Source organism: Nocardia harenae NBRC 108248 (genome assembly GCF_001612885.1).
Lineage (GTDB): Bacteria > Actinomycetota > Actinomycetes > Mycobacteriales > Mycobacteriaceae > Nocardia > Nocardia harenae.
Genome location: NZ_BDBH01000016.1, coordinates 42,995 through 64,720, shown reverse-complemented (window position 1 = coordinate 64,720; position 21,726 = coordinate 42,995). Strand labels below are relative to the sequence as shown.

The following is a 21,726-nucleotide window of genomic DNA, read 5'->3' as shown; positions in this document are numbered from 1 at the left end:
GGGAGGTCGCCGTGCCCTGCGATCGGATGCTCATCGCCTACGACGGTTCCGAGAACGCCAAGCGCGCCATCACCTACGCCGGCCGCTTCCTCAGCGCCGAGAAGGCGGTCGTGCTCACCGCGTGGGAACCCATGGTGCGGCAGGCCGCCCGGCTCTCCGGGCTCTCCGGCGTCATGCAGCCGGAGTGGGTGCCGGAGGACGAGATCGAGGACATCGCCTACCGCGACGCGCGGGCGGTCAACGCCGAGGGGCTGCACCTGGCCGAGCTGGCCGGGCTCAATGCCGAGGCGCGCACCGAGGAGTGCAGCACCACCATCTGGAACGCCATCGTGGAGTGCGCCGACGAGCTCGATGTCGACATCATCGTGGCGGGCACCCGCGGCTCCACCGGGTTGCGCGCGCTGCTGCGCAGCAGCGTCGCCGACGCCGTGCTCAGGCACTGCCACCGCCCTGTGTTGCTGGTCCCACCGGGGCGGTGACCCGTTCCGGCCCGTTCTAAGGTCGGAGCTATGACATCGTTCCTGCTCGCCACTCCGGCCGAGGTGCTGCGCGCGCACGGGACGCGTGCCGGGTTCACCGACCCGGCGGCGGCCGCGGCGGCGCTGCGCGGCGGCGACCCGGTGGTGGGGGCGCTGCCCTTCGATCCGCGCAGGCCGGCGGCGCTCATCGTGCCGGAGCGGCTGGAGCGCCGCGCGCCGACGCCGGTGCCGCCGGTGGAGCTGCCCCGGCTGCGGGTGGTGGCCGAGCTCCCCTCGCCGGACGAGCACATCGCGCGGGTGACCAAGCTGGTCGAGCAGATCGGCGACCCCGCCGACCCGCTGCGCAAGGTGGTGGCGGCGCGCTCGGTGCTGGTCGGTAGCGAGACCGAGCGGATCGACCCGCAGGACGTGGCCGCACGGCTGCGGCAGCGGCACCCGGGCGCGCACGTCTTCGTCGCGGATCTCGCGGTGGCGGGGCGGCCGGGGGACGCGGTGGTCGGGGCCTCGCCGGAGGTGCTGGTCGCGCGGCGCGGCGGAGTCGTCTCGCTGCGGCCGCTGGCGGGCACGGTGCCGCGGCTCGCCGACCCGGAGGCGGACCGGGCGCGGGCCGAGGCGCTGCGCAGCGATGCCAAGAACCTGGAGGAGCACGCCTACGTGGTGGCGTGGATCCGGGAGCGGCTGGCGCCGGTCTGCCGGACGCTGCGCGTTCCGGAGCGGCCGGAGCTGGTGCGCACGGACGCGGTCTGGCACCTGGCCTCGCCGATCGACGGCACGCTCGCCGATCCGGCGCCGAGCGCGCTCGACCTCGCGGTGCTGCTGCACCCGACCCCCGCGGTCTGCGGCACCCCGACGCTGGCCGCGCTGGACCGGGTGGTCGACGCCGAGGAGGATCGCGGGTTCTACGGCGGGGCGGTCGGCTGGTGCACGCCGGACGGGGACGGGGAGTGGGTCGTCGCCATCCGCAGCGCGGAGATCGCGGCCGGTGGGCACACGCTGCGCGCCTTCGCGGGCGGGGGCATCGTCGCCGGGTCCGACCCGCGCACCGAGCTGGACGAGACCACGGCCAAATTACGCACCCTGCTCGGCGCGCTCGACTGCCCGGCAGCGGCGGGCTGATCGCGGGCGGCCGCCGCGCTCCCCCTCCGCTCGGCTGCCCGAATCCCACGGACCGCACACCCGCGAACGGGCACCCCGGTGGGCGGCGCCGCCACCGTGCTCCGCGCCGCGGCCGCGAGCCGAACCGCGAACCGATGGCTCGGAAACGCGCCCGTCTCCCCGCGGCGGCGCCGAAGGCTGCTAGGTTGACCCGGAACACGTGCCTGCCCCTGTCGTATTGGAGTGCCGCGATGAAGTCCTTTGCCGTTCCCGGTCTCGTGAGTGCGGTCGCGGGCGCCGTTATCGGTGCGATCGCGGTCTTCGTCATCACCGCCGCGGTGCAGCAGAACTCGCGGCCGGAGATCGACCGCAGCGGTGACGCCGATTCCTCGCTGCTCAACAACGTCGAGTACGGCAGCCGCTGACCTCCGCTCCACCCGTCCTCGGCACCCGCGCGCCGCGCGCGGCGGGCGCCGATGACGACACCGCGCCGCTAGGCAGGCGCTGGTTCCTCGGCACGGTCGTCGCGGCGTTCCTGCTCTCCTTCCTGCAGGCCCCCGGCCTGACCGTCGCCGACACCAAGTACGACCTCGCGCAGAATCCGCTCGGCTTCCTCGACCGGGCCGCGCACCTGTGGAGCAGCCAGGCCCCGATGGGCCAGGTGCAGAACCAGGCCTACGGCTACTTCTTCCCGCACGGCACCTTCTTCTCCGCCGGGCACCTGCTCGGGCTGCCCGCCTGGGTGACCCAGCGCATCTGGTGGGCGCTGCTGCTGCTCGCCGGGTTCTGGGGGGTGATCCGGCTCTGCCAGACGCTCGGCATCGGCAGCCGCGGATCGCGGGTGATCGCGGCCGTTGCCTTCGCGCTCAGCCCGCGGGTGCTGACCACGCTCGGCTCCATCTCCTCCGAGACGCTCCCCATGATGCTGGCGCCCTGGGTGCTACTCGCCCCCGCCGCGCTCGGCGTCGCGGTGGTGCGGCGCCGGGCGGGCGGTGGGTCGACCGCGGACGCCCCCGAGGCAACCGAGCCCGCAACGCTCGACGGCAGGTCCGAGCCCCCCACAGCTGACGGCGAGGTCGCGCGGGCGGACTCCGGCCCCGGCGCGGACTCCGGCGGCCTGATCCGCGGCGGCGCCACCTCCCCCGCGGGCAGCGCGCTCGCGCTCGCGCTCATGGGCTCGGTGAACGCCGTCGCGACGGTCGCCGCCTTCCTTCCCGCCCTGCTCTGGTGGGCCTCCTACCGCCCGGATCGCCGCTGGCTGCGCTTCACCGCCGCCTGGATCCCGCTGCTCGTGCTCGCCACCTTCTGGTGGGCGGTCCCGCTGCTGCTGCTCGGCCGGGTGAGCCCGCCGTTCCTCGACTACATCGAATCCTCCGGCGTCACCACCCAGTGGGCCTCGCTCGCCGAGGTGCTGCGCGGCACCGACAGCTGGACCCCCTTCGTCTCCCCGGAGCGCATCGCGGGCGCGGTGCTGGTGACCCAGCCCGCCGCGGTCCTCGCCACCGGGCTGATCGCGGCCGCGGGCATCGCCGGGCTCGCGCTGCGCTCCATGCCGCACCGGGGCAGGCTCACCCTGATCCTCTTCGCCGGGCTGGCCGGGATCTGCGCGGGCTACCTCGGCGCCATGGGCGGCCCGTTCGCCGAGCCGATCCGGGTCTTCCTCGACTCCGGCGGCGCCCCGCTGCGCAATGTGCACAAGCTGGAGCCGCTCATCCGGCTGCCGCTGGTACTCGGGCTGGCGCACCTCTTCGCCCGGATCCCGCTACCCGCCTCGGTGCCGCTGCGCACCTGGCGCAGCGCGTGGGCGCACCCGGAGCGGGACCGGCGGGTCGCGGTGGCCGCGCTGGTGCTCGCCGCGGTCGCGCTCTCCACCTCGCTGGCGTGGACCGGCAAGCTGGCTCCGCGCGGCGCCTACGACACCGTGCCGCCGTACTGGCGGGAGACAGCGGAGTGGCTCTCCGCCAATGCCGCCGACACCAGGGCGCTGGTCGTCCCCGGCGCGCCCTTCGGCAGCCAGGTCTGGGGGCTGACCAGGGACGAGCCACTGCAGGCGCTGGCATCGACCCCGTGGGCGGTGCGCGACGCCGTCCCGCTGAACCCGCCGGGCACCATCCGCGCCATGGACTCGGTGCAGCGGCTGCTCGCCGACGGCCGCCCCTCGGCCGGGCTGGCGCCGACGCTGGCCGCGCAGGGCATCGGGGTGCTGGTGCTGCGCAACGACCTGGACCCGGAGACCTCCCGCTCCACCCGGCCCATGCTGGCGCACCGCGCGCTGGACGGCTCGCCCGGGCTGCGCAGGGTGGCCGAGTTCGGCCCGCGGATCGAGGCCACCGCCATCGCCGAGGGGCTGGTGGTCGACGGCGACCTGCGCCCGGCCTACCCGGCGATCGAGCTCTACGCGGTCGATGCGCCGGGCATCGGAACCCCGGAGCGGGTGCAGTCCGGGGTGGGGGCGCCGGAGTCGTTCCCCGGCGCGTACAGCGTCGCGCTCGCCGACGTCCCGGTGGTGCAGGGCGGCCCCGAGGTGCTGGAGCGGCTGCGCCGCGACCCGGGCGCCCCGATCCCCGCGCTGCTCGCCGCCGATGCCGCCGCGGCCGGGCTGCCCGTGGGTCCGGTGACCGTCACCGATACCCCGGTGGCGCGGGAGACCGACTTCGGCCGGGTGGACAACCACAATTCCGCCGTCCGCGCCCCGGACGACGCGCGCCGCACGCACAACCTGGTCCCGGACTATCCGGTGCCCGGCGCGGCCCCGGTCGAGGGCGCGTGGAGCGGCGCGACCGTGACCGCCGCCAGCTCGGCGGCGGACGCCACGCAGATCGGCGGCGCCGCACCGGGCAGCTCCACCGCCGCCGCGGTCGACGGCGACCCGTCGACCGCCTGGCTCAGCAATGGCGGCGAGTACGCGCTCGGCCAGTGGCTGCGGCTGGACCTGGACCGCCCGATCAGCACCGGGCTGCTCCGGGTGACTACCAGCCCGGCCGCGCTCGGCGACCCGGTGAAATGGATCGAGGTGCGCACCGAGCGCGGCAGCGTCTCCGCGCGGATCACCGAACCCGGTGCGCCGGTGTCGGTCTCGCTGCCCGCGGGCAGCACCGATTGGGTCAGCGTCACCGCGATTCGCACCGAGGGCGGCACCCGGGGCGGGCAGTTCGGCATCAGCGAGATCGCGCTGGACGACTACTCGGTGCGGGAGGCGCCGGTGCGGGTGCCGATCCGGCACACGGTCGCGCTGCCGCCGGTCGCGGGCACGCCCGCCGCCTGGGACCTGGGCCAGGAATTCCCCGGCCGCAGCGCCTGTTTCGACGCGCCGGACCGGATTCACTGCCACAAGGGGCTGGCGCTGGCGCCGGAGGAGCCCGGCGCCTTCCAGCGCACCCTCGCGGTGCCCGCGCCGGCCGAGGTGACGCCCCGGCTCACCGTGCGCACCAGGCAGAGCCCCGAACTGGAGGCGCTGCTCACCGACCCGGCCCGGCCGGTCGCGCGCGGCACCGGCGATGTCGGCGACCTGCGCGGCTCCGCCTTCGCCGCCACCGACGGTGATCCGCGCACCAGCTGGACCGCGCCGGAGAAGACCGTGCGGGCCGGCGCCGACGGGCCACCGACCCTGACCCTCGAACTGCCGGAGCCCGCGCTGGTCACCGGGCTCGACCTCACGCCCTCGCTCGGCGGATTACCCGCCGCGCCCACCTCGGTCACGGTGAATCTCGGCAACGGGCCGCAGGTGCGGACGCTGCCGGGCAGTGACGCGGAGCCCGCCGAGCCGAGCCGGATCGAGCTGTTCCCCACGGTCACCGACCGGATCGAGTTGAGCGTCACAGCGTGGCGCACGGTGCTCGACCGCACCGCGCTCGGCTTCACCCTGCCGCAGCCGCCCGGGTTGGCCGAGGTCGATGTGCTCGGCCCCGACTACCCGGCCCCCGTCCCGCTCGACCGGTTGATCACGGTGCCGTGCGAGCTGGGTCCGGTGATCGCAGTCGGCGGGAGTGTCCTCCAGACCTCGGTCACCGCGACCGCGGCGGAGTTGCGTTCCGGTGCACCGGTTCCCGCCGAGGTGTGCGGGGTTGCGGAAGGTTCCGAGGTCGGCGCAGCGCCGGACGAGACAGGCCCCGCCGCGACTCCCGGCGCCACGGCGGACGAGCCGAATACCACCGCTGAGTCCGGCACCGCGCCGGATGCGACGAGCCCGACCGCCGAGACCGGCACCACGGCCGACGATGCGGAACCCTCCGCCCCCGCCCCGGTTTCCGTCCCGCTCGCCCAGGGCGCGTCCGAGGTCAATGTCGCGCCCACAGCCCTTTTCACCGTCGACCGCCTCCGCCTGGACAGCACCACCCCGCCCCCGACGCCCCCCGGCGACGGCACCCGCCTCCTGGTCCTCCCCCTCAGTACCAATGTCGGCTGGTCCGCCCACACGCCCGACGGCACCGAACTGCGCCCCGTCGTGGTCGACGGCTGGCAACAGGCCTGGCTCCTCCCGCCCGGCGAAACCGGCCCGGTCACCGTCTCGTTCCCGGTCGACCGCTGGTACCGCCTCGGCATCTTCGGCGGCCTGCTCCTCCTTGTCCCCCTCCTACTCCTGGCGATCCCCCGGCGCGGCACTGTCGCGGCCGCGAAACCCTGCTCGCCCTACAGCTCCCGAATCGCGGCCGGCACCGGCGTGCTCGCCGTCACCGGATTGATCGCGGGGCCGATCGGCCTCGCGCTCGCCGCCGCGGGCTGGGCCGCCCTGGAACTCCTGAACCGCCGCGGCATCGAAACCGCCCGCACCCTCGCCGTACTCGCGGGCACCGGCACACTGCTGTCGGCCGCCGCCCTCTCCACCGGCCCGTGGCGCCACCCGGACGGCTATCTGGGCGGTGCCCTCCTCACCCAGCTCCCCGCGGTGATCGCGGTGATCGCACTCGGCCTCGCCGCACTCCCCACCCGCCGTCGCTAGCCCGACCACATGGAATGCTGCGCGGGAGTGCGGTTTCGAGCACGACGAGACCCGGCTGGCCACGATCTCCGCACCCAGGCCACGATTGATCTAGCCCGCCAATTGACCGGTGCCGCCGCGCTCGTCGCGCACGAGCCGCAACACCACCTGCCCGAGATCGAGCGTCAGGGCCTCGGTCGGTCGAAGCGCCGGGCGAATTGCCGGCACGGCTCCTCGACCAGCGCGTAGCTCGCCGCCGCCACCGGCAGCGTGAAGGCGACGGTGAGCAGCAGCACCTTCGCGAAGCTGCCGCTGAACGGCAGGATGCCGAAGACCGGGAAGATCACCCAGAGCACCGCGAGGTGCCAGATGAAGATGCCGTAGGACCAGCGCCCCACCGCCAGCGCCACCGGCGCGGAGAGCAGCGGGCGCGGCCGGTCGCACAGCACCAGCGGCGCGAGCAGCCCGAAGCCGATGAGCGCACCGAGCCCCACCTTCACCACGTACTGCCACGGCTCGGCCCGCACCAACCCGGGCGGGCCCGCGAGCTCGGTGGCCGAGAGCAGGAAGGCGAGCAGCGCCAGCGTCCACATCCAGCGCCTGCGCCCGGCGATGCGCTCCCAGCGTGAACCCGGCTGGACAACGTAGGCCAGTTCGGCAAGCAACATCCCGGCGGCGAACCAGGGCAGGTACCCCGGCAGCCAGTTGTCGGCGTGGATGGCATCGGGGGTCGGCACCGGGAGGAGATTCCAGCCGAGCGTCACCGCGGCGAGCGCGAGCACCGCCGGGACCCGCCAGCGGGCGGCCGCGCCGCGCAGCCGCAGCATCGCGAGCGCGAGCAGCGGCAGCACCAGATAGAAGGCCACCTCCACCGAGAGGCTCCACATCTGGGTCAGCCCGTCGGTGAGCGTCAAGGGGACGAACACCTGCAGCAGCAACAGGTTGGAGACCCACACCCGGAGCCCCGCGGTGGCCGCCGCGTTCGGCAGCAGCACCAGCACCACCGCGACCACCACCCAGTAGGCGGGCAGGATCCGCGCGGCCCGGTGCCGGAAGTAGTACCCGGCCGCGGGCGCGGCGCCGAGCCCGCGCGCGGCGGCGGCGTGCGGGCGCCAGAGCAGGAAGCCGGAGAGGCCGAAGAACAGCGCCACCGCCATGTCGAAGCGCGAGAGAATCGGCCCGACCACCGGGATCGCGGTCGCCGCGGTCTGGAACGCCACGTGCGTGAGCAACACGCCGAGCGCCGCCAGGCCGCGCATCCCCTCCAGCGCGGGGACGAAGGACCGCGGCCGCACCGGCGCGGCGGCGTCCGGGGCCGGATCGGTGCGGGCGGTGGCGGTCACGGCACTCCAGTCTGCCCCGGCGGCGGGGCACTCGGCATCGCCCGAATGATCCCGATTACGGGACTGGCACGTTTTCTCCGTTCAATCCGGGCTCGGCACCGCATGGTAAGACATCGGACTGTTAGTGTCTGGGCTCACGAGCAACGCGGCCCGCCTCGCTGCTCGCCGGAACGTCTGTTCTACGACGAGGAGAGTTGCATGGCACTGAGTGCCGGAACCCGAAGGACGGTGGCCTGCCTGCTCGTGGGTCTCGGTGCGTTGCTGATCGTCGCGGCGCTGCTGATCCCGACCTACACCGTCGGCAAGGTCGCCAAGACTCCCCTCGACCTGGAGATCACCACGATCGCGGCGAGCCAGGAGGGCGAGGAGAGCCTGGTGCTCGACTCCAGGTCGCTCAGCGCGCCCGAGGGATCGGCCAAGGTGGACAGCAACGTTCCGCTGATCTCGCAGCGTTTCCTCACCGTCGAGGACCCGTCGAACGCCGACGAGATGACGGTGCAGGCGGGCCAGACGCTCCGGCGGATCGACAAGCAGGGCGACACCGGCCTGCTCACCGCCACCGTCGACCGGGTCACCATCGACCGCGTCACCGGTGAGCCGGTCAGCACCGAGCCGAACGGCTCGATCGCCGTGACCACCACCAGGGAAGGCGAGAGCATCGCCGACCCGGTGCAGCACACCGGCCTGCAGTACCGGTTCCCGATCGGCACCGAGAAGAAGACCTACCCGTACTTCGATCTCAACGCGCGCAAGACCTCCGACATGAACTTCATCGAGGAGACCGAGATCAACAGCACCAAGGTCTACCACTTCCAGCAGGTCGTGCCGCCGACCAACCTGAACGACGTGGTCGCCTCGCCGACCAACAGGCTGACGCTGCCCGCCGCCAAGTGGGGCGTCGAGGGCGGCGACACCCCGGTGACCATGTTCCGCTGGTACAGCAACACCCGCGACCTGTGGGTGGAGCCGCAGACCGGCACCGTGGTCAAGGGCGGCGAGGCGCTGAACATCTACTACTCCCGCACCGCCGACAACCCCGAGGTGACGGCGCTCAAGTCGCACGTGGTGTTCGACGAGAACACGATCGAGTCGCAGCTCGCGGTGGCCAAGGACAATATCGACCGGCTCTCGCTGTACGGCCGGATCCTGCCGATCGTCTTCGGCGTGCTCGGTGTGATCGCGCTGATCGTCGGCGTGCTGCTCGGCCTGCGCAGCGGCGGCAGCGCCCAGCCCGCGATGCAGCGCGCCGCGCCGTTCGGCGGCTCCGGCCCGTCGACCGCGCCGCCCGCCGGGGGCAGGCCGCGCGGCAACCCGGATGCGCCGACCGAGCGGATCGACATCAACAAGCGGCCCTGAGGTCGCGGTAGGGAAGGCCCCCGGTGTGCGCGCCGGGGGCCTTCCTCATTTCGGGGGCAGGGTCGCGACGAAATCGGTGCCGCGCGCGACCCAGGTGCGCAGGGCGGTGTCGTCGGCGACGGCCGCGGCGCTGACCCGGAGCCAGCCGTCCACTTCCCGGCCCGCCATGACCATGGGGGTGACCGCGGTGCCGTCGAGCAGCCCGCGGCCCTCGTCCGGGTCGACCCGCACCATGATCCCGCCCCTGCCGCTCACCGTGACCGCCATGTGGCCGCGGAGCAGGAAGGCGAGGCCGCCGAACATCTTCTTCTCGGTGAACGGGCCCGGCTCCAGGAGCGCGCGGACCCGGTCGGCGAGTTTCTCGTCGTACGCCATCGGGTCAGTGTGCGCCTCGGCACCGACACTCAGGTCGTGCCGCGGCGCGCCGCGGTGCGCAGGACCACCGCCGCGACCAGCGCCGTCGTCACCGTCGCGGTGCACGCGGCCACGGTGACCAGCGCGGGCACCGAGTGCGCGAGCGTCGCCATGAGCACCACCTCGGCCGCGAGCCCGACCCAGGTGAGCGCCGCCGGGGCGGTGCGGTCCACGGCGATGGCGGAGAGCAGGGCGCCCTGCAGTACCGCGAGGATCGCGCCGTGCAGGGCGAAGAGCCAGAGCAGGTTCTGCACCGGGGCGTAGTCGGCGCCCGCGAAGATCGGGGCGAGCGGTGCGGCGAGCGCGGCGCCCGCGACCGCGGCGACGCCGATTCCGGAGAGCACCGCCAGCGCGTCGCGGATGGCGCGCGCGGACTGCGCGGGCTGCGCCATCCGCGGGTACAGCACGACGCCGACCGCCTGCGGGAGCCAGAACGCTATCTTCGTCGCGATGGTGCCGAGGGCGTAGCGGCCCGCGTCCGCCTCGTCCAGGACGATGCGGGCCAGGATCAGGTCCGCCGAGGAGAGTGCCATGAGCGCCGCCTGCACCTGCGCCGCCCGCAGCACCGCGGTGACCCCCGCCGTGCGTTCCCGGACGGCGGTCCGGCGATCGCCGAGCGCGGAGACAGCAGCTCCGGCGGTGGGGATCGCGGCGACCGCGGCGGTCGTGGCACCGCAGGCGGCGGAATCGCCGGTCCGGGCGGGCGAGGTGGCGGCCCGAGCCGCCTTCACCCCACTGCGCGCGGTGTAGCGGGCGTAGGCCGCGGCGGCGGCGAGGCCGAGGGCGGCCGCGGTGAGGGCGGCGGCGGCTCCGGCGCCGAGGGCGAGGACCGTCAGGGCTGGGATGACCCGCGCGATGCCGGTGCAGCCCAGGACGACGGCGAGCGCGCGGAACCGCCGCTGCCCCTGCAGGATCCCCTGCTCCCCGGAGACCAGCACCAGCGCGGGCGCGGCGACCAGCGCCGCCGTGCAGGCGAGCGCGCCGATATCGAGCGCCACCGACACCACCGGCACCAGCAGCGCGGCGAGCGCCGCCACGATGACGGCGCACCGGGTGCGGGTGGCGCGCAGCGCGGCGACCGGCGCCCCGCGCACGAGTTCCCGCGCGATCACGTTCTGCAGGGCGAGCGCGGGCACCGCGCACAGCAGCTGCACCGCGAGCAGGCTCGCGAACTCGCTGTACCCCGCCGCGCCGAGCCACCGCCCGGCCAGCAGCTGCAGCAGGTACCCCGCCGCATTGGCGACCATGGCGCCCGCCGTCACCAACGTCAGATCCGCCACCAGGGGAGGACGACGCGCAGCGGACACGGCCCCATCGTCGCACCCGCCCCGCGGCCCGTGCCGCCCCGGCCCACCGCCGGACCGTAGGGTGATCCGGCGTGAGCGAGTCAGGGCCGGAAGTGGGGGCGCAGAGCCCCGGTGGGGCTCCGCCCCCGGACGAGGCGGCTGGTCGGGTGCCCGCGACAGCCACCGCGGACAGCGGGGCGCCCGCTCGCGCACGGTTGCGCGCCGCGGCCGTTCCGGCCTACAGCGCACTGCTCGCTGTGCTGATCCTCGCCCCCCTCCTCGCCCCGGGGCATCTCCTGCTGCGCGACGCCGTGAGCACACCGCGCTCGTACCTGACCGATTCCGCACTCGGCCTCGGCGACGCCGCCCCGCGAGCCGTCCCGCAGGACGCGGCGCTTGCCGTGCTCTCCACCGTGGTGGACGGCGGGCTGGTGGTGAAGGCCGTCCTGCTGCTCGCGCTGTGGGCAGCCGGGGTCGGCGCGGGCGTGCTCGCCCGCCGACTGCTGAACGCACCGCTGTACGCGCAGCTGGTCGCGGTGACGGTGGCGCTCTGGAATCCGTACGTGGCCGAGCGCCTGCTGCAGGGCCACTGGAGCCTGCTCACCGGCTACGCCGCCCTGCCGTGGACGGTCCTCGCGGCACTGCGCCTGCGCGACAGCCACGTCACCGGCCGAACCAGGCTCGCCGCCTGGGCCGCGCTCACCCTGTGCCTGGCGGCAGCGGGCCTCACCCCGACCGGCGCGCTCCTGGCGGGCGCACTCGCCCTGCTCACGGTTGGCCCGCGCCGCATCCCGGGCACCGCTCTGCTCTGGCTCGGCACCGCCGCCCCGTGGCTGGCGGCGGCCGCGCTCTCCGGCTCGGCGGGCGAGCACTCGGACCCCGCCGGAATCGCCGCCTTCGCCGCCCGCGCGGAGCCGGGCCTCGGCACGCTCGGTGCGCTGGCCGGGCTCGGCGGCATCTGGAACGCCGACGCCGTCCCGGCTTCCCGCACCGGCCCGCTCGCCCTGATCGGCACCGCACTGCTGCTCCTGCTCGTCGGGGCCGGCCTGCGCCGCCTGCTCGCCGCCGGGCTCCGCGACGAGACCGCCCTGCGCCGCACTCTCGCCGGAGTCGCGCTGGCCGCGATCGTGCTGCCCGCGCTCGGCGCCACCCCCTTCGGCCTCGACCTCGGCGAGCGACTGGTGACGGCGATCCCCGGCGCCGGACTGCTCCGCGACACCCAGAAGTACGTGGCCCTCGCCGTCCCCGCTTACACCCTCGCGGCAGCGGCGGGCGCGGTGGTGCTCGCCCGGCGGGCGCCGGTCGCCGTCGCGGCGCTGCTCATCGCCCTGCTCACCCTGCCGCTCGCCGATCTGGCGTTCGGCGCGAGCGGCGCACTGCGCCCGGTGCGCTACCCAGCCGGGTGGGCCCGCGCGGCCACCGCGATCGAGGAGGCAGGGCACCCCGGCGATATCGCGGTACTCCCCGGCGGCATGTTCCGCCGCTTCCCCTGGTCGGGCGAGCCGCCGGTGCTCGACCCCGCCCCGCGACTGCTCCCGGCCGACGTACTCCAGACCGGCGAACTCCCGGTGCGCAGCGGCACCGTCACCGGCGAGGGCAGGCGCGCGGCGCGGGTCGAGCGGGCGCTGCTCGCCGGCGCACCCGCGGGTGAGGTCGCCGCTTCCGGCGTCGGCTGGATCCTGGTCGAGCACCGCACCCCCGGGCCGCTCGGCGAGTCCGCCCGCACCCTCGCGCAGCTCGGGGCCCCGGTCTACACCGACGCGGACCTCACCCTCTACCGCGTCCCCGGCCCCGCCCTCCCCGACCGGCCCGGCCCGGACGCCCGCCGCATCACGGGCGGAACCCACCTGCTCTGGGCCGCCCTGTTGCTCGTCGGCGCCGCGGCCACCGCCGCGCTCCACCCGAAACGCCGCCCGCGCGGCGCGCGGCCACCGCTCAACCGAGCTCGGAACTCTCCCGCGCCCCGATCAGCCCACTGACATACCCACCCGAGGCCGCAGCGGCCAGCACCGTGTGCACCCCGTCCCCCGTCTGCTCCCAGGAGAACTCCCGCGCCCGCGCCCGCGCCTTCTCCCCCATGACGGCCCGCCCCGGCCCGTCCCCCAGCAGCTCCGCCGCGGCCGCCGCGAGCTGCTCGGCATCGTCGACGAGAACCCCGGTCACCCCATCGACGATGGAGTCGGTGAGCCCGCGCGAACTCCGGTACCCGATCGTCGGCACCCCGTGCTGCGCCGCCTCGATCACGGCCAGCCCCCACCCCTCCTTGCGCGAGGGCAGCACCTGCACCCAGGCCCGCCCGAGCAGCTCGTGCTTGCGCTCCTCGTCCACGTGCCCGTGGAAGGTCACCGCGTCGGCAATGGCCAGCTCGCGCGCGTACGCCTTCAGGTTCTCCGCCCACCACCCGTCGCCGATGACGTCGAGCCGCAGCCCGGGGAAGCGGCCGCGCAGCGCGGCGGTGGCGTCCAGCGCGTCCTCGATCTGCTTGTGCGGCACCAGCCGGGAGAGCACGACGAGCCGGGGCGCCGCCGCCCGGGTCTCCCGGTCGCCGGGGCGCACCCCGGCGGGCACCGGCTCGGCGCCATTGCGCACGACCGCGATCCGCTCGCGCCGCACCCCGAGCGTGGCCAGCTCCTCGGCCGATGGCAGCGAGACGGTGAGGTACTGATTCCGCCGGTGCACCCGCGGCGAGAGCCACGACTCGATCCACCAGCCGATCCGCCCGACCAGGACGCCCGCCACCGGCCACTGCTCGCGGTGCCCGTGGTGCACCAGCACGACGGCGGGCGCGCCCGCGGCCAGGGTGGCGAAGAAGGGGATGCCGTTCTGGGTGTCGATCACCGCGTCCGGCCGCAGCCCGCGCAGCGGCCCGACCCCGATCCGGCCGAGCAGGATGGCGGCCAGCGCCCGCGGGTAGACGGTGTAGCGCCCGCCGCCGCGGCTGATCTCGATCCCGTCGACCCGCTCCCGCCGCGCCGCGCCGCGGTACCCGGCGGTGCGCAGCGTGACCTTGACGCCCTGCGCCGCCAGCCGCGCCCCCACCCGCTCCAGGTACCGCTCGCTGCCGCCGCCCTGCGGGTGCCCGGTATCGCGCCAGCAGAGCAGGAGCACTTCGCGCACGATGGAGCTTCTCTCGTCGTCGTCGGCCGGGAATGTCGATACACCCTATATCCCCGGCTCCGCGCCGGACCGGACATCTCCCGGGCCGCCGCCCCGCGCCGCTGTGCGAGACTCGGCGCCGTGCTCCGAGCCGTGAACACCGACCGCGCCCGGCGCGCGGCCACGCCCGCCCGCCGCGGCACCCCGACCTTCGCCCGGCGCGCGACGCTGCGCCGCTCCCTGCGGCTGCTCGGCAGTTTCCGCTTCGAGCAGTCCGACCCCGCCGTCTTCTACGGCGGCCTCGCGACCGACACCGCCGAGCTGATCGCGGACTTCTACCTCGACGCCACTGGCCGCGACCTCACCGGCACCACCGTGCTCGACGTGGGCGGCGGCCCCGGCTACTTCGCCGACGAGTTCGACCGCGCGGGGGCGCGCTACCTGCCGGTGGAGCCGGACCCATCGGAGATGCACGCCGCCGGGCTCTCGGTGCCGGGCGCGGTGCGCGGCTCCGGCATGGCGCTGCCCTTCCGGGACGGCGCGGTGGACATCTGCCTGTCCTCGAATGTGGCCGAGCACGTCCCCGACCCCTGGCTGATGGCGGACGAGATGGTCCGGGTGACCCGCCCCGGCGGGCTGGTCGTGCTCTCCTACACCGTGTGGCACGGCCCGTTCGGTGGCCACGAGACCGGGCCATGGCACTACCTGGGTGGCGAGTACGCCGCGCGCAAGTACCGGCGCAAGCACGGCCGAGAGCCGAAGAACCGGTTCGGCCGATCGCTCTTCGCGGTCCGCGCCGCGGCCGGACTCCGCTGGGCCTCCCGCACTCCCGCGCAGGTCGAGGCGATTTTCCCGCGCTACCACCCACGCTGGGCGTGGTGGCTCGTGCGCATCCCGATTATCCGCGAGTTACTCGTCAGCAATCTGGTCGTGGTGGCCATTGCACCGGACCGACCGGCCGGTCGCTGAAAGTTGGCTGTCAGGCTCGCTGGGCCACCGCGGAGACCAGCCCGCGCAGCCGCGCCGGGCGGACGGCCTGCGCGGCGGACGGCGCGGGCCACGGCGGCTCCTGCATCGCCAGCCCGACCGTCTCCATGGCGGTGAGCCCGACCTGACCGGCCAGAGCGCCGACCGTCACCACCGCCTCCGCCGCCTGCATCGCCGCGGTCGCCTGCTCCAGCGTGAGGGTGCGACCGGGCAGAAACGACACCACCCACCCTCCGGTGCCGACGGACTTGGCCTGATGGTCGGTCCGGTCGCTGGTCATCAGCGATCGTCCGATCACGTGCACCGCCATGTCGCGATCTCCCCAATCGGTCTCGGTTGTGTCTCGATCGAGCGGACTTTCAGTTACCAGCATCCATCGATCAGCAACAAAACGCAATAGTGCGTTTGACGAAAAGCGAACCGGGAGGTCGGAATTCATAGCGGACGGAGCTGTGGCAGAGCGCAGAAATAGAACACGCTACAGACATTTCGGCACTGGAAATGCAACGTGCCGCGCTTCTCGGCCGCGAACAAAGTCGCGAACGTGCTCGCAGAACTCGCCCCCTGCGGGGCGCAGTTTCAAAGAATCAATCGTCCAGCGTGACAACGCGGAGGACGGGGGCGGGCTCCGGGTCGGCGTCGACGATCTCCACCCGAAACCCGGGGGGCAGAACGGAATCCAGGCGGGAAGCGGCGCGCCGGAGCGGAGTGCTCGGCAGAATGTCACGCATTGCACCGGTATCCAGATCGGTCATGTCCCGACACCTTCCGCGCGCCCGTATTTCGTTGACCCAGGTCGAACGCGAGAAGCATATGCCACCGAAGCCCGACCTCATGGCATCCCGAGAATTCCCCTGGAACGCGTCCGGTAAACGCGAACGACCGGAATTCCTCATCGGCGGTACGCGGCGGGGGCGCGTGCGGGGGCGGCGCGCGCAGCGCGGTGACGCTGCCGAAACCCGCCTGCGCCGCAACGACTTCCATCGGCAGCCCGGTGGCCTCCAGCGGCTGCCGCGTGCGCGACGGGTGCACGGGCCTCCCCAGGGCCGTGCACCCGTCGCGCGGAGACGCGACCGACTAGCCGAGCCGCTGCTTCAGCGCCTCGAACTCGTCGCGCACGCCGGACGGCAGCTTGTCACCGACGAACTCGAACCACTCCTCGATGAGCGGGATCTCCTTGCGCCACTCCTCGGCGTTCACCGCGAGCGCCTCGTCGACATCGGCCGCCTCGACATCGAGGCCGTCGAGGTCGAGCTGACCGGCGGTCGGCACGTGGCCGATGGCGGTCTCCTCGGCCGCGGCGGTGCCCTCGATCCGGCCGACGATCCACTCCAGCACGCGGGAGTTCTCGCCGAATCCGGGCCACAGGAAGCGGCCGTCGGCGCCCCGGCGGAACCAGTTCACGTAGAAGATCTTGGGCAGCTTCCCGGCATCGGCGTTCTTGCCGATATTGATCCAGTGCCCCAGGTAGTCGCCGACGTGATAGCCGAGGAAGGGCAGCATGGCCATCGGGTCGCGGCGCACGGTGCCGACCTTGCCCTCGGCGGCGGCGGTCTGCTCGGAGGAGAGCGTGGCGCCCATGAACACGCCGTGCTGCCAGTCGAAGGACTCGCTGACCAGCGGGACCGTGGTCTTGCGGCGCCCGCCGAAGAGGATCGCCGAGATCGGCACGCCCTGCGGGTCGTCCCACTCGGGGGCCAGGATCGGGCACTGCGACATGGGGGTGCAGTAGCGCGAGTTGGGGTGCGCGGCCAGCGTCTCCGTCTCGCGGAGGTACCAGTCGTTGCCCTTCCAGTCGATCAGGTGGTCGGGCTCGCCCTCCAGCCCCTCCCACCAGACGTCGCCCGCGTCGGTGAGCGCGACATTGGTGTAGACGGTGTTGCCCGCCTCGACCGTGGCCATAGCGTTCGGATTGGACTTCTTGTTGGTGCCCGGCGCGACGCCGAAGAAGCCGAACTCCGGGTTGACCGCGTAGAGCTGCCCGTCCTTGCCGAACCGCATCCAGGCGATGTCGTCACCGAGGGTCTCGGCGCGCCAGCCGGGGACGGTGGGCTGGATCATGGCCAGGTTGGTCTTGCCGCAGGCGCTCGGGAAGGCGGCTGCGATGTAGTAGGCCTTGTTCTCCGGGGAGATGAGCTTGAGGATCAGCATGTGCTCGGCGAGCCAGCCCTCGTCGTGCGCCATGGCCGAGGCGATGCGCAGCGAGTAGCACTTCTTGCCGAGCAGCGCGTTGCCACCGTAGCCGGAGCCGTAGCTCCAGATCTCCCGGCTCTCCGGGAAGTGCGTGATGTACTTCGTGTCGTTGCACGGCCACGGCACGTCGGCCTGGCCGTCGGCGAGCGGGGCGCCGACGGAGTGCAGCGCCTTGACGAACGGCCGGTCGGTGCCGAGCTTCTCCAGCGCCGCGCTGCCCATCCGGGTCATCACCCGCATGGAGACCACCACGTACTCGGAGTCGGTCAGCTCGACGCCGAGCTTGGGATCCTCGGCGCCGAGCGGGCCCATGCAGAACGGCACCACGTAGAGGGTGCGGCCGCGCATGCTGCCGCGGTACAGCTCGGTCATGGTGGCGCGCATCTCCGCGGGGTCGACCCAGTTGTTGGTCGGGCCCGCGTCGGCCTCGGTCTTGGAACAGATGTAGGTGCGCGACTCCACCCGGGCGACGTCCGAGGGGTCGGAGAGCGCGAGGAAGGAGTTCGGCTTCTTCTTCGGGTCCAGCTGCTTGAACGTGCCCGCCTCGACGAGCTGGGTGGTCAGTCGGTCCCACTCCTCGTCCGAACCGTCCGCCCACACCACGCGGTCCGGCTGCGTGAGTTCTGCGACCTCCTGCACCCAGGCGAGCAGTTCGGCATGTTCGGTCGGCGCCTTGCCGTCGGATCCACGAAGACCGGGAATGGTCGCTGAGGTCATGAAAACTCTCCTGAGACGGGCAGCCGCCCCGGTGCTCCGCCGCCTGGCCCTAGGCCCGTGACCAGCGCGAACACACCGAGCGCCACCATTGGCGGTAAAGCACCCGCTACGACCGATCGGCGGATCGCCCAACCGGGCGGCGTGTACGGACGAAGCGGACGCCCAGGTTCCTGCTAAGAGGTTAACGCGATGTGACGGTCGGTACGGCATCGGGATGGCTATGGAGTACCCAGGAGAAACCTATTTCACAACCGGAATCCATCGGTTCAGGCTTTCGATATCGCGCTCGCAGGCAATGAGCTGACCTGGGCGTTCGGCGGCGGACCTGCGAATCCCGGCCTCCAGCTCGGCCACCCGGCGGTCGGTGTCCACCACCCTGGCGGATGTGGCTTGTACCACATGATCGGAGAGCGCCGTCTCCGCGGTCACCAGCGCGGTGGCGACCCGCTGCTCGAGCTGAGCCTTCACATTGACGAGCGCGTCCGCCGCCCACTGCCGGACGTGGTTGCGCTCGGCCACCTGGCCGCGCGCCCGCACCACCCAGGCGGCGGCGCCCGCGCCGAGCAGCAGGGTGACCGGGACGCTCGCCGCGTCCAGCGCGGGCAGCAGCGAGAAGGGGGCGACCGTGAGCCTGCCGAGCCCGACGCCTGCGGAGGCGCCGAGCGCGATCATCAGGTGGTCCTCGACGCCGCGGTGCCTCGGCTCCGGGTCGGGGCCGACCCGGGGCGCCGGTTCCCGGCGGCGCAGCGGGACCGTCGCGCCCTCGCCGTCGACCCGGGTCGCCAGCTCGGCGGAGCGCTGCTCGATGGCGGCGTCGAGGGCGGCGGTGAGCTCGTTGACCGACCACTGCAGGTGGTCGGGGTAGGTGGCGAGGTCGGAGCGGGCCAGCTTGTCCAGCTCGGCGCGGGCGGCGGTGTGCAGCGCGCGGACCCGGGCGCCGACCTCGGTGAGCAGGTCGACCCGCGCCAGGTGCAGCTGGCCGCGCAGGGTGGCGATGGCGGTGGTGCGGCCGCCGTCCCTCGCCGCGATCAGGGCGGTGCGCTCGGCGCGCAGCGCGAGCTCGTCGGAGCCGGTGCGCAGGACCGTCACCTGGTCGGCGATCCGCTGCCTGGTCTCGGTGAGGACCCGGGTGGTGACCGCGGCCACCCGCTCCGGGCCGCCCGCGCCGGCGGCGGCGGCGCAGAGCTCGGCGTGCAGGGCGGCCAGGCCGGAGCGGTCGAGCAGGGCTGGGTCGCCGCCGCGGGCGGCCGCGGCGAGGCGGGCCGAGACCGGGAGGATCGGCAGATCCAGCCCGGCCGCGCGGAGCAGCGCCCCGTCCCGGTCGGCGACGGCGCGCCAGTCGCGGTGCGCGTGCGTTCCGTTCAGCGCGAGCAGGACGTGCGTGCCGTCGGCGCGCAACCTGCGCAGCAGGTCGACGGTGTCGTTGCCGAGCACCGTGCCCGCGTCCAGCAGGACCAGCGCGACCGGGCCCGGTGCGGCGCCGCGCGGGGAGGTGGTCTCCACCGAGGCGGCGATGCCAGGCACCGGGTCGGCGAGCTCGACGCGGGGCTCGAAGCGGGCCAGCTCGGTGCGGAGCACGGTGGTGTTGGCGTCGTCCGGGCCGATCAGGGTGACCCTGGAGCCGCCGCCGGTGCCGCGCACCGCGCGCAGCAGCGCCATGCCCTGCGGGTTCCAGCGTGCGATCAGCGCCTCGATCTCGGCCGAGAGCTCGACGTCCTGCGCTGACTCGGCACTCGGATCCGGGCTCGCGCCGGGCGCGGGTGGCGCGGCCGCTGCTTCGGGCTCAGAGTCCGGCACCGCTGAGCCGTTCCCAGAGGCGCACGTAGCCCGCGTGCACGCGGAGTGCGGCGCGGCGGGCGGGGGCGGGCAGGTCGCCGCCGGCGACGGCGCGCCAGCGGTCGGCGCGGGCCATGGCGTCGTCCGCGTCGGCGGGGGCGGGCGAGGGGTAGCCCGCGGCCAGGTGGGCGACCTGGGGGCAGGCGAGCCCGGCGCGCAGCCCGAGCCAGCGCGCCTCGTCGCCGTCGAGGTGGCGCTCGAGCAGGTCGCGGGCGACGCTCCCGCCCGCGGGCACCGCGCGCGCCGCGAGCCGGGCGATCTCGTCGAGCAGCTCCCCGCCGCGCAGCGCCCCGATCTGCTCGTAGCGCCGGTGCAGCAGCCCGTGCAGCGGGTCGATCCCGGACGCCGCGTGCAGCAGTTGCAGCAGCGCCCTGGTGCCGAGCCGGGGATCGGCCCGGAGCGCGGCCAGCGCGCAGGTCACCCCGTAGAGGTCCCAGTCCCGGAGCAGCCGCTCGCGCACCGGGAGGTCGGGGCCGGGCGCGAGGAAGAGGTCGGGGGCGAGGGTGAGGGTGGGGTCGTCGCGCTCGGCGAGGGCGCGCAGCGCGGCGAGGTCGTCGGCGGAGACGGTGCCCGCCCGGGTCCGCACCGCCAGGCTCGCGACCACGGGGACGGTGGCGATGCCCAGCTCGGCGGCGCACCGCTCGGCCGCCGCCACCGCGTCGGACCAGCGCGTGCCGATGGCATCGGCCTTGTTCAGCACTACGACGGCGCGCTGCTCCGGCACCGCGTCCAGCGCGCGCCGGTCGGCGGGCAGCGGCGCGCCCGCGATCACGTAGACCACGATGTCGCCGTCCAGCACCGGGTCGGCGGTGCCCGGCTCGTCCACCGGCCCGGTCTCCACCGCGGAGAGCAGCGCGAGCGCCGCCGCCACCGTGCTGCGCCCGGCCCCGGAGCGCCCGGTGATCTGGATGACCGGCGCTCGGCGCGCCCGCCGCGCCGCCGCACCGAGCCGCTCCCCGATGCGCTGGTCGGCCGCGGCGCCGATGGCGAGGGTGCGCACCAGCTCGTCCAGCGGATCCGCCGCCCCCGGCACCGGCCCGGTGCGATCGACGGCCGTCGTCATCTGTGCTTCGCCCCCTCGCCGGGGCGGCCCCGCGCCCCGCTGCCCGGCATTGTGTCAGAGCCGGGGCGCCGGAGTCAGGTGCCGCTGAAGAACCGGTTGGCCCGGCGCACCGCCCAGGACGGCGCGTACTTGGCGGTGGTCGCCAGCACCTTGGCCTGCACCCCGATCTCGTAGTGCACCTTCTCCGGCCGCAGCCGGGTGCCGCGCCGGGTGGCCGCCCAGATGCCGTCGGCGACGTCGTCGGAGGTCAATCGGATGCCGAGCGAGCGGGTGCTGCCGATATCGAGCCCGTCGACCATGCCGGTGGCGACGAAGAGCGGCCAGATGGCGAGCACCCGGATGTCGTGTTTGCGCCACTCCAGATCCAGCGCCTCGGTGAGGCTCTTCACCGCGGACTTGCTCGCGCCGTAGGTGGCCAGCTCCGGCTGGCCGTAGATGGCCGAGGCCGAGCAGAGGTTCACCACCTGCGCGCCCGCGGTGTCGCGCAGGTACGGGAAGGCGGCGTGCGTGCCGATGACGACCCCGCCGATATTGACGTCGAGCAGCGCGCGGTGCGCCGCGAGGCCGATCTCCTCGAACCGGCCGGAGCGCAGCACCCCGGCATTGTTGACCAGCACGTCGAGCCGCCCCGCGCGCTCGTGGAACTCGCGCAGCCGCAGCTCCCACTGCTCCCGGTCGGTGACGTCGAGCACCGCGGTCTGCACGCTGCCCGCAGGCAGCTCGGCGGCGAGCCGGGAGAGCCCGACCTCGTCGACGTCGCAGGCGCCCACCAGGTAGCCGCGGGCCGCGAAGAGCGCCGCGGTTGCCCGGCCGATGCCAGCGGCCGCGCCGGTGACGAAGACGGTGGGTTTGCTCATGCCGCGCAGTCTAGTGCCGGGGTTGTGCGGCGCGAATGACATGCTGGTAGCCGCGGGATTACGGGAGTGTTCCGAAACCCCTTGCC

The 21,726-nt window shown here is 74.2% G+C and carries 17 protein-coding genes; 7 read left to right on the top strand and 10 right to left on the bottom strand.

Annotated features, from left to right (window positions below):
- The first annotated feature begins 11 nt into the window (after positions 1-11).
- The 4 genes from NH2_RS26770 (at position 12) to NH2_RS26760 (ending at position 6,513) form a co-directional block, all read left to right on the top strand.
- Positions 12-479 (top strand): universal stress protein, encoded by a 468-nt coding sequence (locus tag NH2_RS26770; RefSeq protein ID WP_067660334.1) that lies wholly within the window; start codon positions 12-14, stop codon positions 477-479.
- Between the two features lie 30 nt (positions 480-509).
- Positions 510-1,595 carry an isochorismate synthase gene (locus tag NH2_RS26765; protein ID WP_067660331.1) on the top strand — a complete coding sequence of 362 codons (1,086 nt, stop codon included), beginning with the start codon at positions 510-512 and terminating at the stop codon, positions 1,593-1,595.
- 230 nt (positions 1,596-1,825) lie between these two features.
- A complete protein-coding gene (locus NH2_RS28455) occupies positions 1,826-1,999 on the top strand; it encodes a DUF2613 domain-containing protein (protein WP_084505929.1) in 174 nt (57 codons plus the stop codon).
- 110 nt (positions 2,000-2,109) lie between these two features.
- Positions 2,110-6,513, top strand: a complete 4,404-nt coding sequence (locus tag NH2_RS26760) for an alpha-(1->3)-arabinofuranosyltransferase domain-containing protein (protein ID WP_084505928.1) — start codon at positions 2,110-2,112, stop codon at positions 6,511-6,513.
- Positions 6,514-6,677: 164 nt separating this feature from the next.
- Here the strand turns inward: NH2_RS26760 and NH2_RS26755 are convergent, their stop codons facing one another.
- Positions 6,678-7,835 (bottom strand): acyltransferase family protein, encoded by a 1,158-nt coding sequence (locus NH2_RS26755; RefSeq protein ID WP_067660323.1) that lies wholly within the window; start codon positions 7,833-7,835, stop codon positions 6,678-6,680.
- A gap of 198 nt (positions 7,836-8,033) precedes the next feature.
- Here NH2_RS26755 and pgfA point away from each other — a divergent pair, with 198 nt between their 5' ends.
- Complete coding sequence (gene pgfA, locus NH2_RS26750) at positions 8,034-9,191, top strand: cell envelope lipid trafficking protein PgfA (RefSeq protein ID WP_067660320.1); 1,158 nt, start codon at positions 8,034-8,036, stop codon at positions 9,189-9,191.
- 45 nt (positions 9,192-9,236) lie between these two features.
- Here the strand turns inward: pgfA and NH2_RS26745 are convergent, their stop codons facing one another.
- Together NH2_RS26745 and NH2_RS26740 are read right to left on the bottom strand one after the other, a co-directional pair.
- On the bottom strand, positions 9,237-9,566 hold the full coding sequence (locus tag NH2_RS26745) for a TfoX/Sxy family protein (protein ID WP_067660317.1): 330 nt from the start codon (positions 9,564-9,566) through the stop codon (positions 9,237-9,239).
- Between the two features lie 29 nt (positions 9,567-9,595).
- Positions 9,596-10,852, bottom strand: coding sequence for a polysaccharide biosynthesis protein (locus tag NH2_RS26740; protein ID WP_245650789.1), 1,257 nt, complete (start codon positions 10,850-10,852; stop codon positions 9,596-9,598).
- A 254-nt stretch (positions 10,853-11,106) separates the two neighbouring features.
- Here NH2_RS26740 and NH2_RS26735 point away from each other — a divergent pair, with 254 nt between their 5' ends.
- Positions 11,107-12,870, top strand: coding sequence for an MmpA family trehalose lipid delivery protein (locus tag NH2_RS26735; RefSeq protein ID WP_067660312.1), 1,764 nt, complete (start codon positions 11,107-11,109; stop codon positions 12,868-12,870).
- Here NH2_RS26735 and NH2_RS26730 read toward each other — a convergent pair.
- On the bottom strand, positions 12,827-14,008 hold the full coding sequence (locus NH2_RS26730; protein ID WP_067660309.1) for a glycosyltransferase family 4 protein: 1,182 nt from the start codon (positions 14,006-14,008) through the stop codon (positions 12,827-12,829). The two genes, NH2_RS26735 and NH2_RS26730, sit on opposite strands and share 44 nt — an antisense overlap.
- 120 nt (positions 14,009-14,128) lie before the next feature.
- Between NH2_RS26730 and NH2_RS26725 the strand changes: the two genes are divergently transcribed.
- Complete coding sequence (locus tag NH2_RS26725) at positions 14,129-14,956, top strand: class I SAM-dependent methyltransferase (RefSeq protein ID WP_439951793.1); 828 nt, start codon at positions 14,129-14,131, stop codon at positions 14,954-14,956.
- A gap of 10 nt (positions 14,957-14,966) precedes the next feature.
- Here NH2_RS26725 and NH2_RS26720 read toward each other — a convergent pair whose 3' ends face one another.
- The 6 genes from NH2_RS26720 to NH2_RS26700 all read right to left on the bottom strand — a co-directional run bounded on the left by NH2_RS26720 (position 14,967) and on the right by NH2_RS26700 (position 21,640).
- A complete protein-coding gene (locus NH2_RS26720) occupies positions 14,967-15,284 on the bottom strand; it encodes a hypothetical protein (protein ID WP_245650786.1) in 318 nt (105 codons plus the stop codon).
- 277 nt (positions 15,285-15,561) lie between these two features.
- Complete coding sequence (locus NH2_RS29095) at positions 15,562-15,729, bottom strand: hypothetical protein (RefSeq protein ID WP_157103989.1); 168 nt, start codon at positions 15,727-15,729, stop codon at positions 15,562-15,564.
- A 322-nt stretch (positions 15,730-16,051) separates the two neighbouring features.
- The gene (locus NH2_RS26715; RefSeq protein ID WP_067660304.1) at positions 16,052-17,884 is read right to left on the bottom strand and encodes a phosphoenolpyruvate carboxykinase (GTP); all 1,833 of its coding nucleotides are present in this window, start codon (positions 17,882-17,884) and stop codon (positions 16,052-16,054) included.
- Between the two features lie 240 nt (positions 17,885-18,124).
- Entirely contained in the window at positions 18,125-19,681 is a 1,557-nt protein-coding gene (locus NH2_RS26710; protein ID WP_084505926.1) for a hypothetical protein, read from the bottom strand.
- Positions 19,668-20,783 carry a hypothetical protein gene (locus NH2_RS26705; RefSeq protein ID WP_067660301.1) on the bottom strand — a complete coding sequence of 372 codons (1,116 nt, stop codon included), beginning with the start codon at positions 20,781-20,783 and terminating at the stop codon, positions 19,668-19,670. The genes NH2_RS26710 and NH2_RS26705 overlap by 14 nt, the downstream gene beginning before the upstream one ends.
- A gap of 74 nt (positions 20,784-20,857) precedes the next feature.
- Positions 20,858-21,640, bottom strand: a complete 783-nt coding sequence (locus tag NH2_RS26700; RefSeq protein WP_067660298.1) for an SDR family oxidoreductase — start codon at positions 21,638-21,640, stop codon at positions 20,858-20,860.
- Positions 21,641-21,726: the final 86 nt, after the last annotated feature.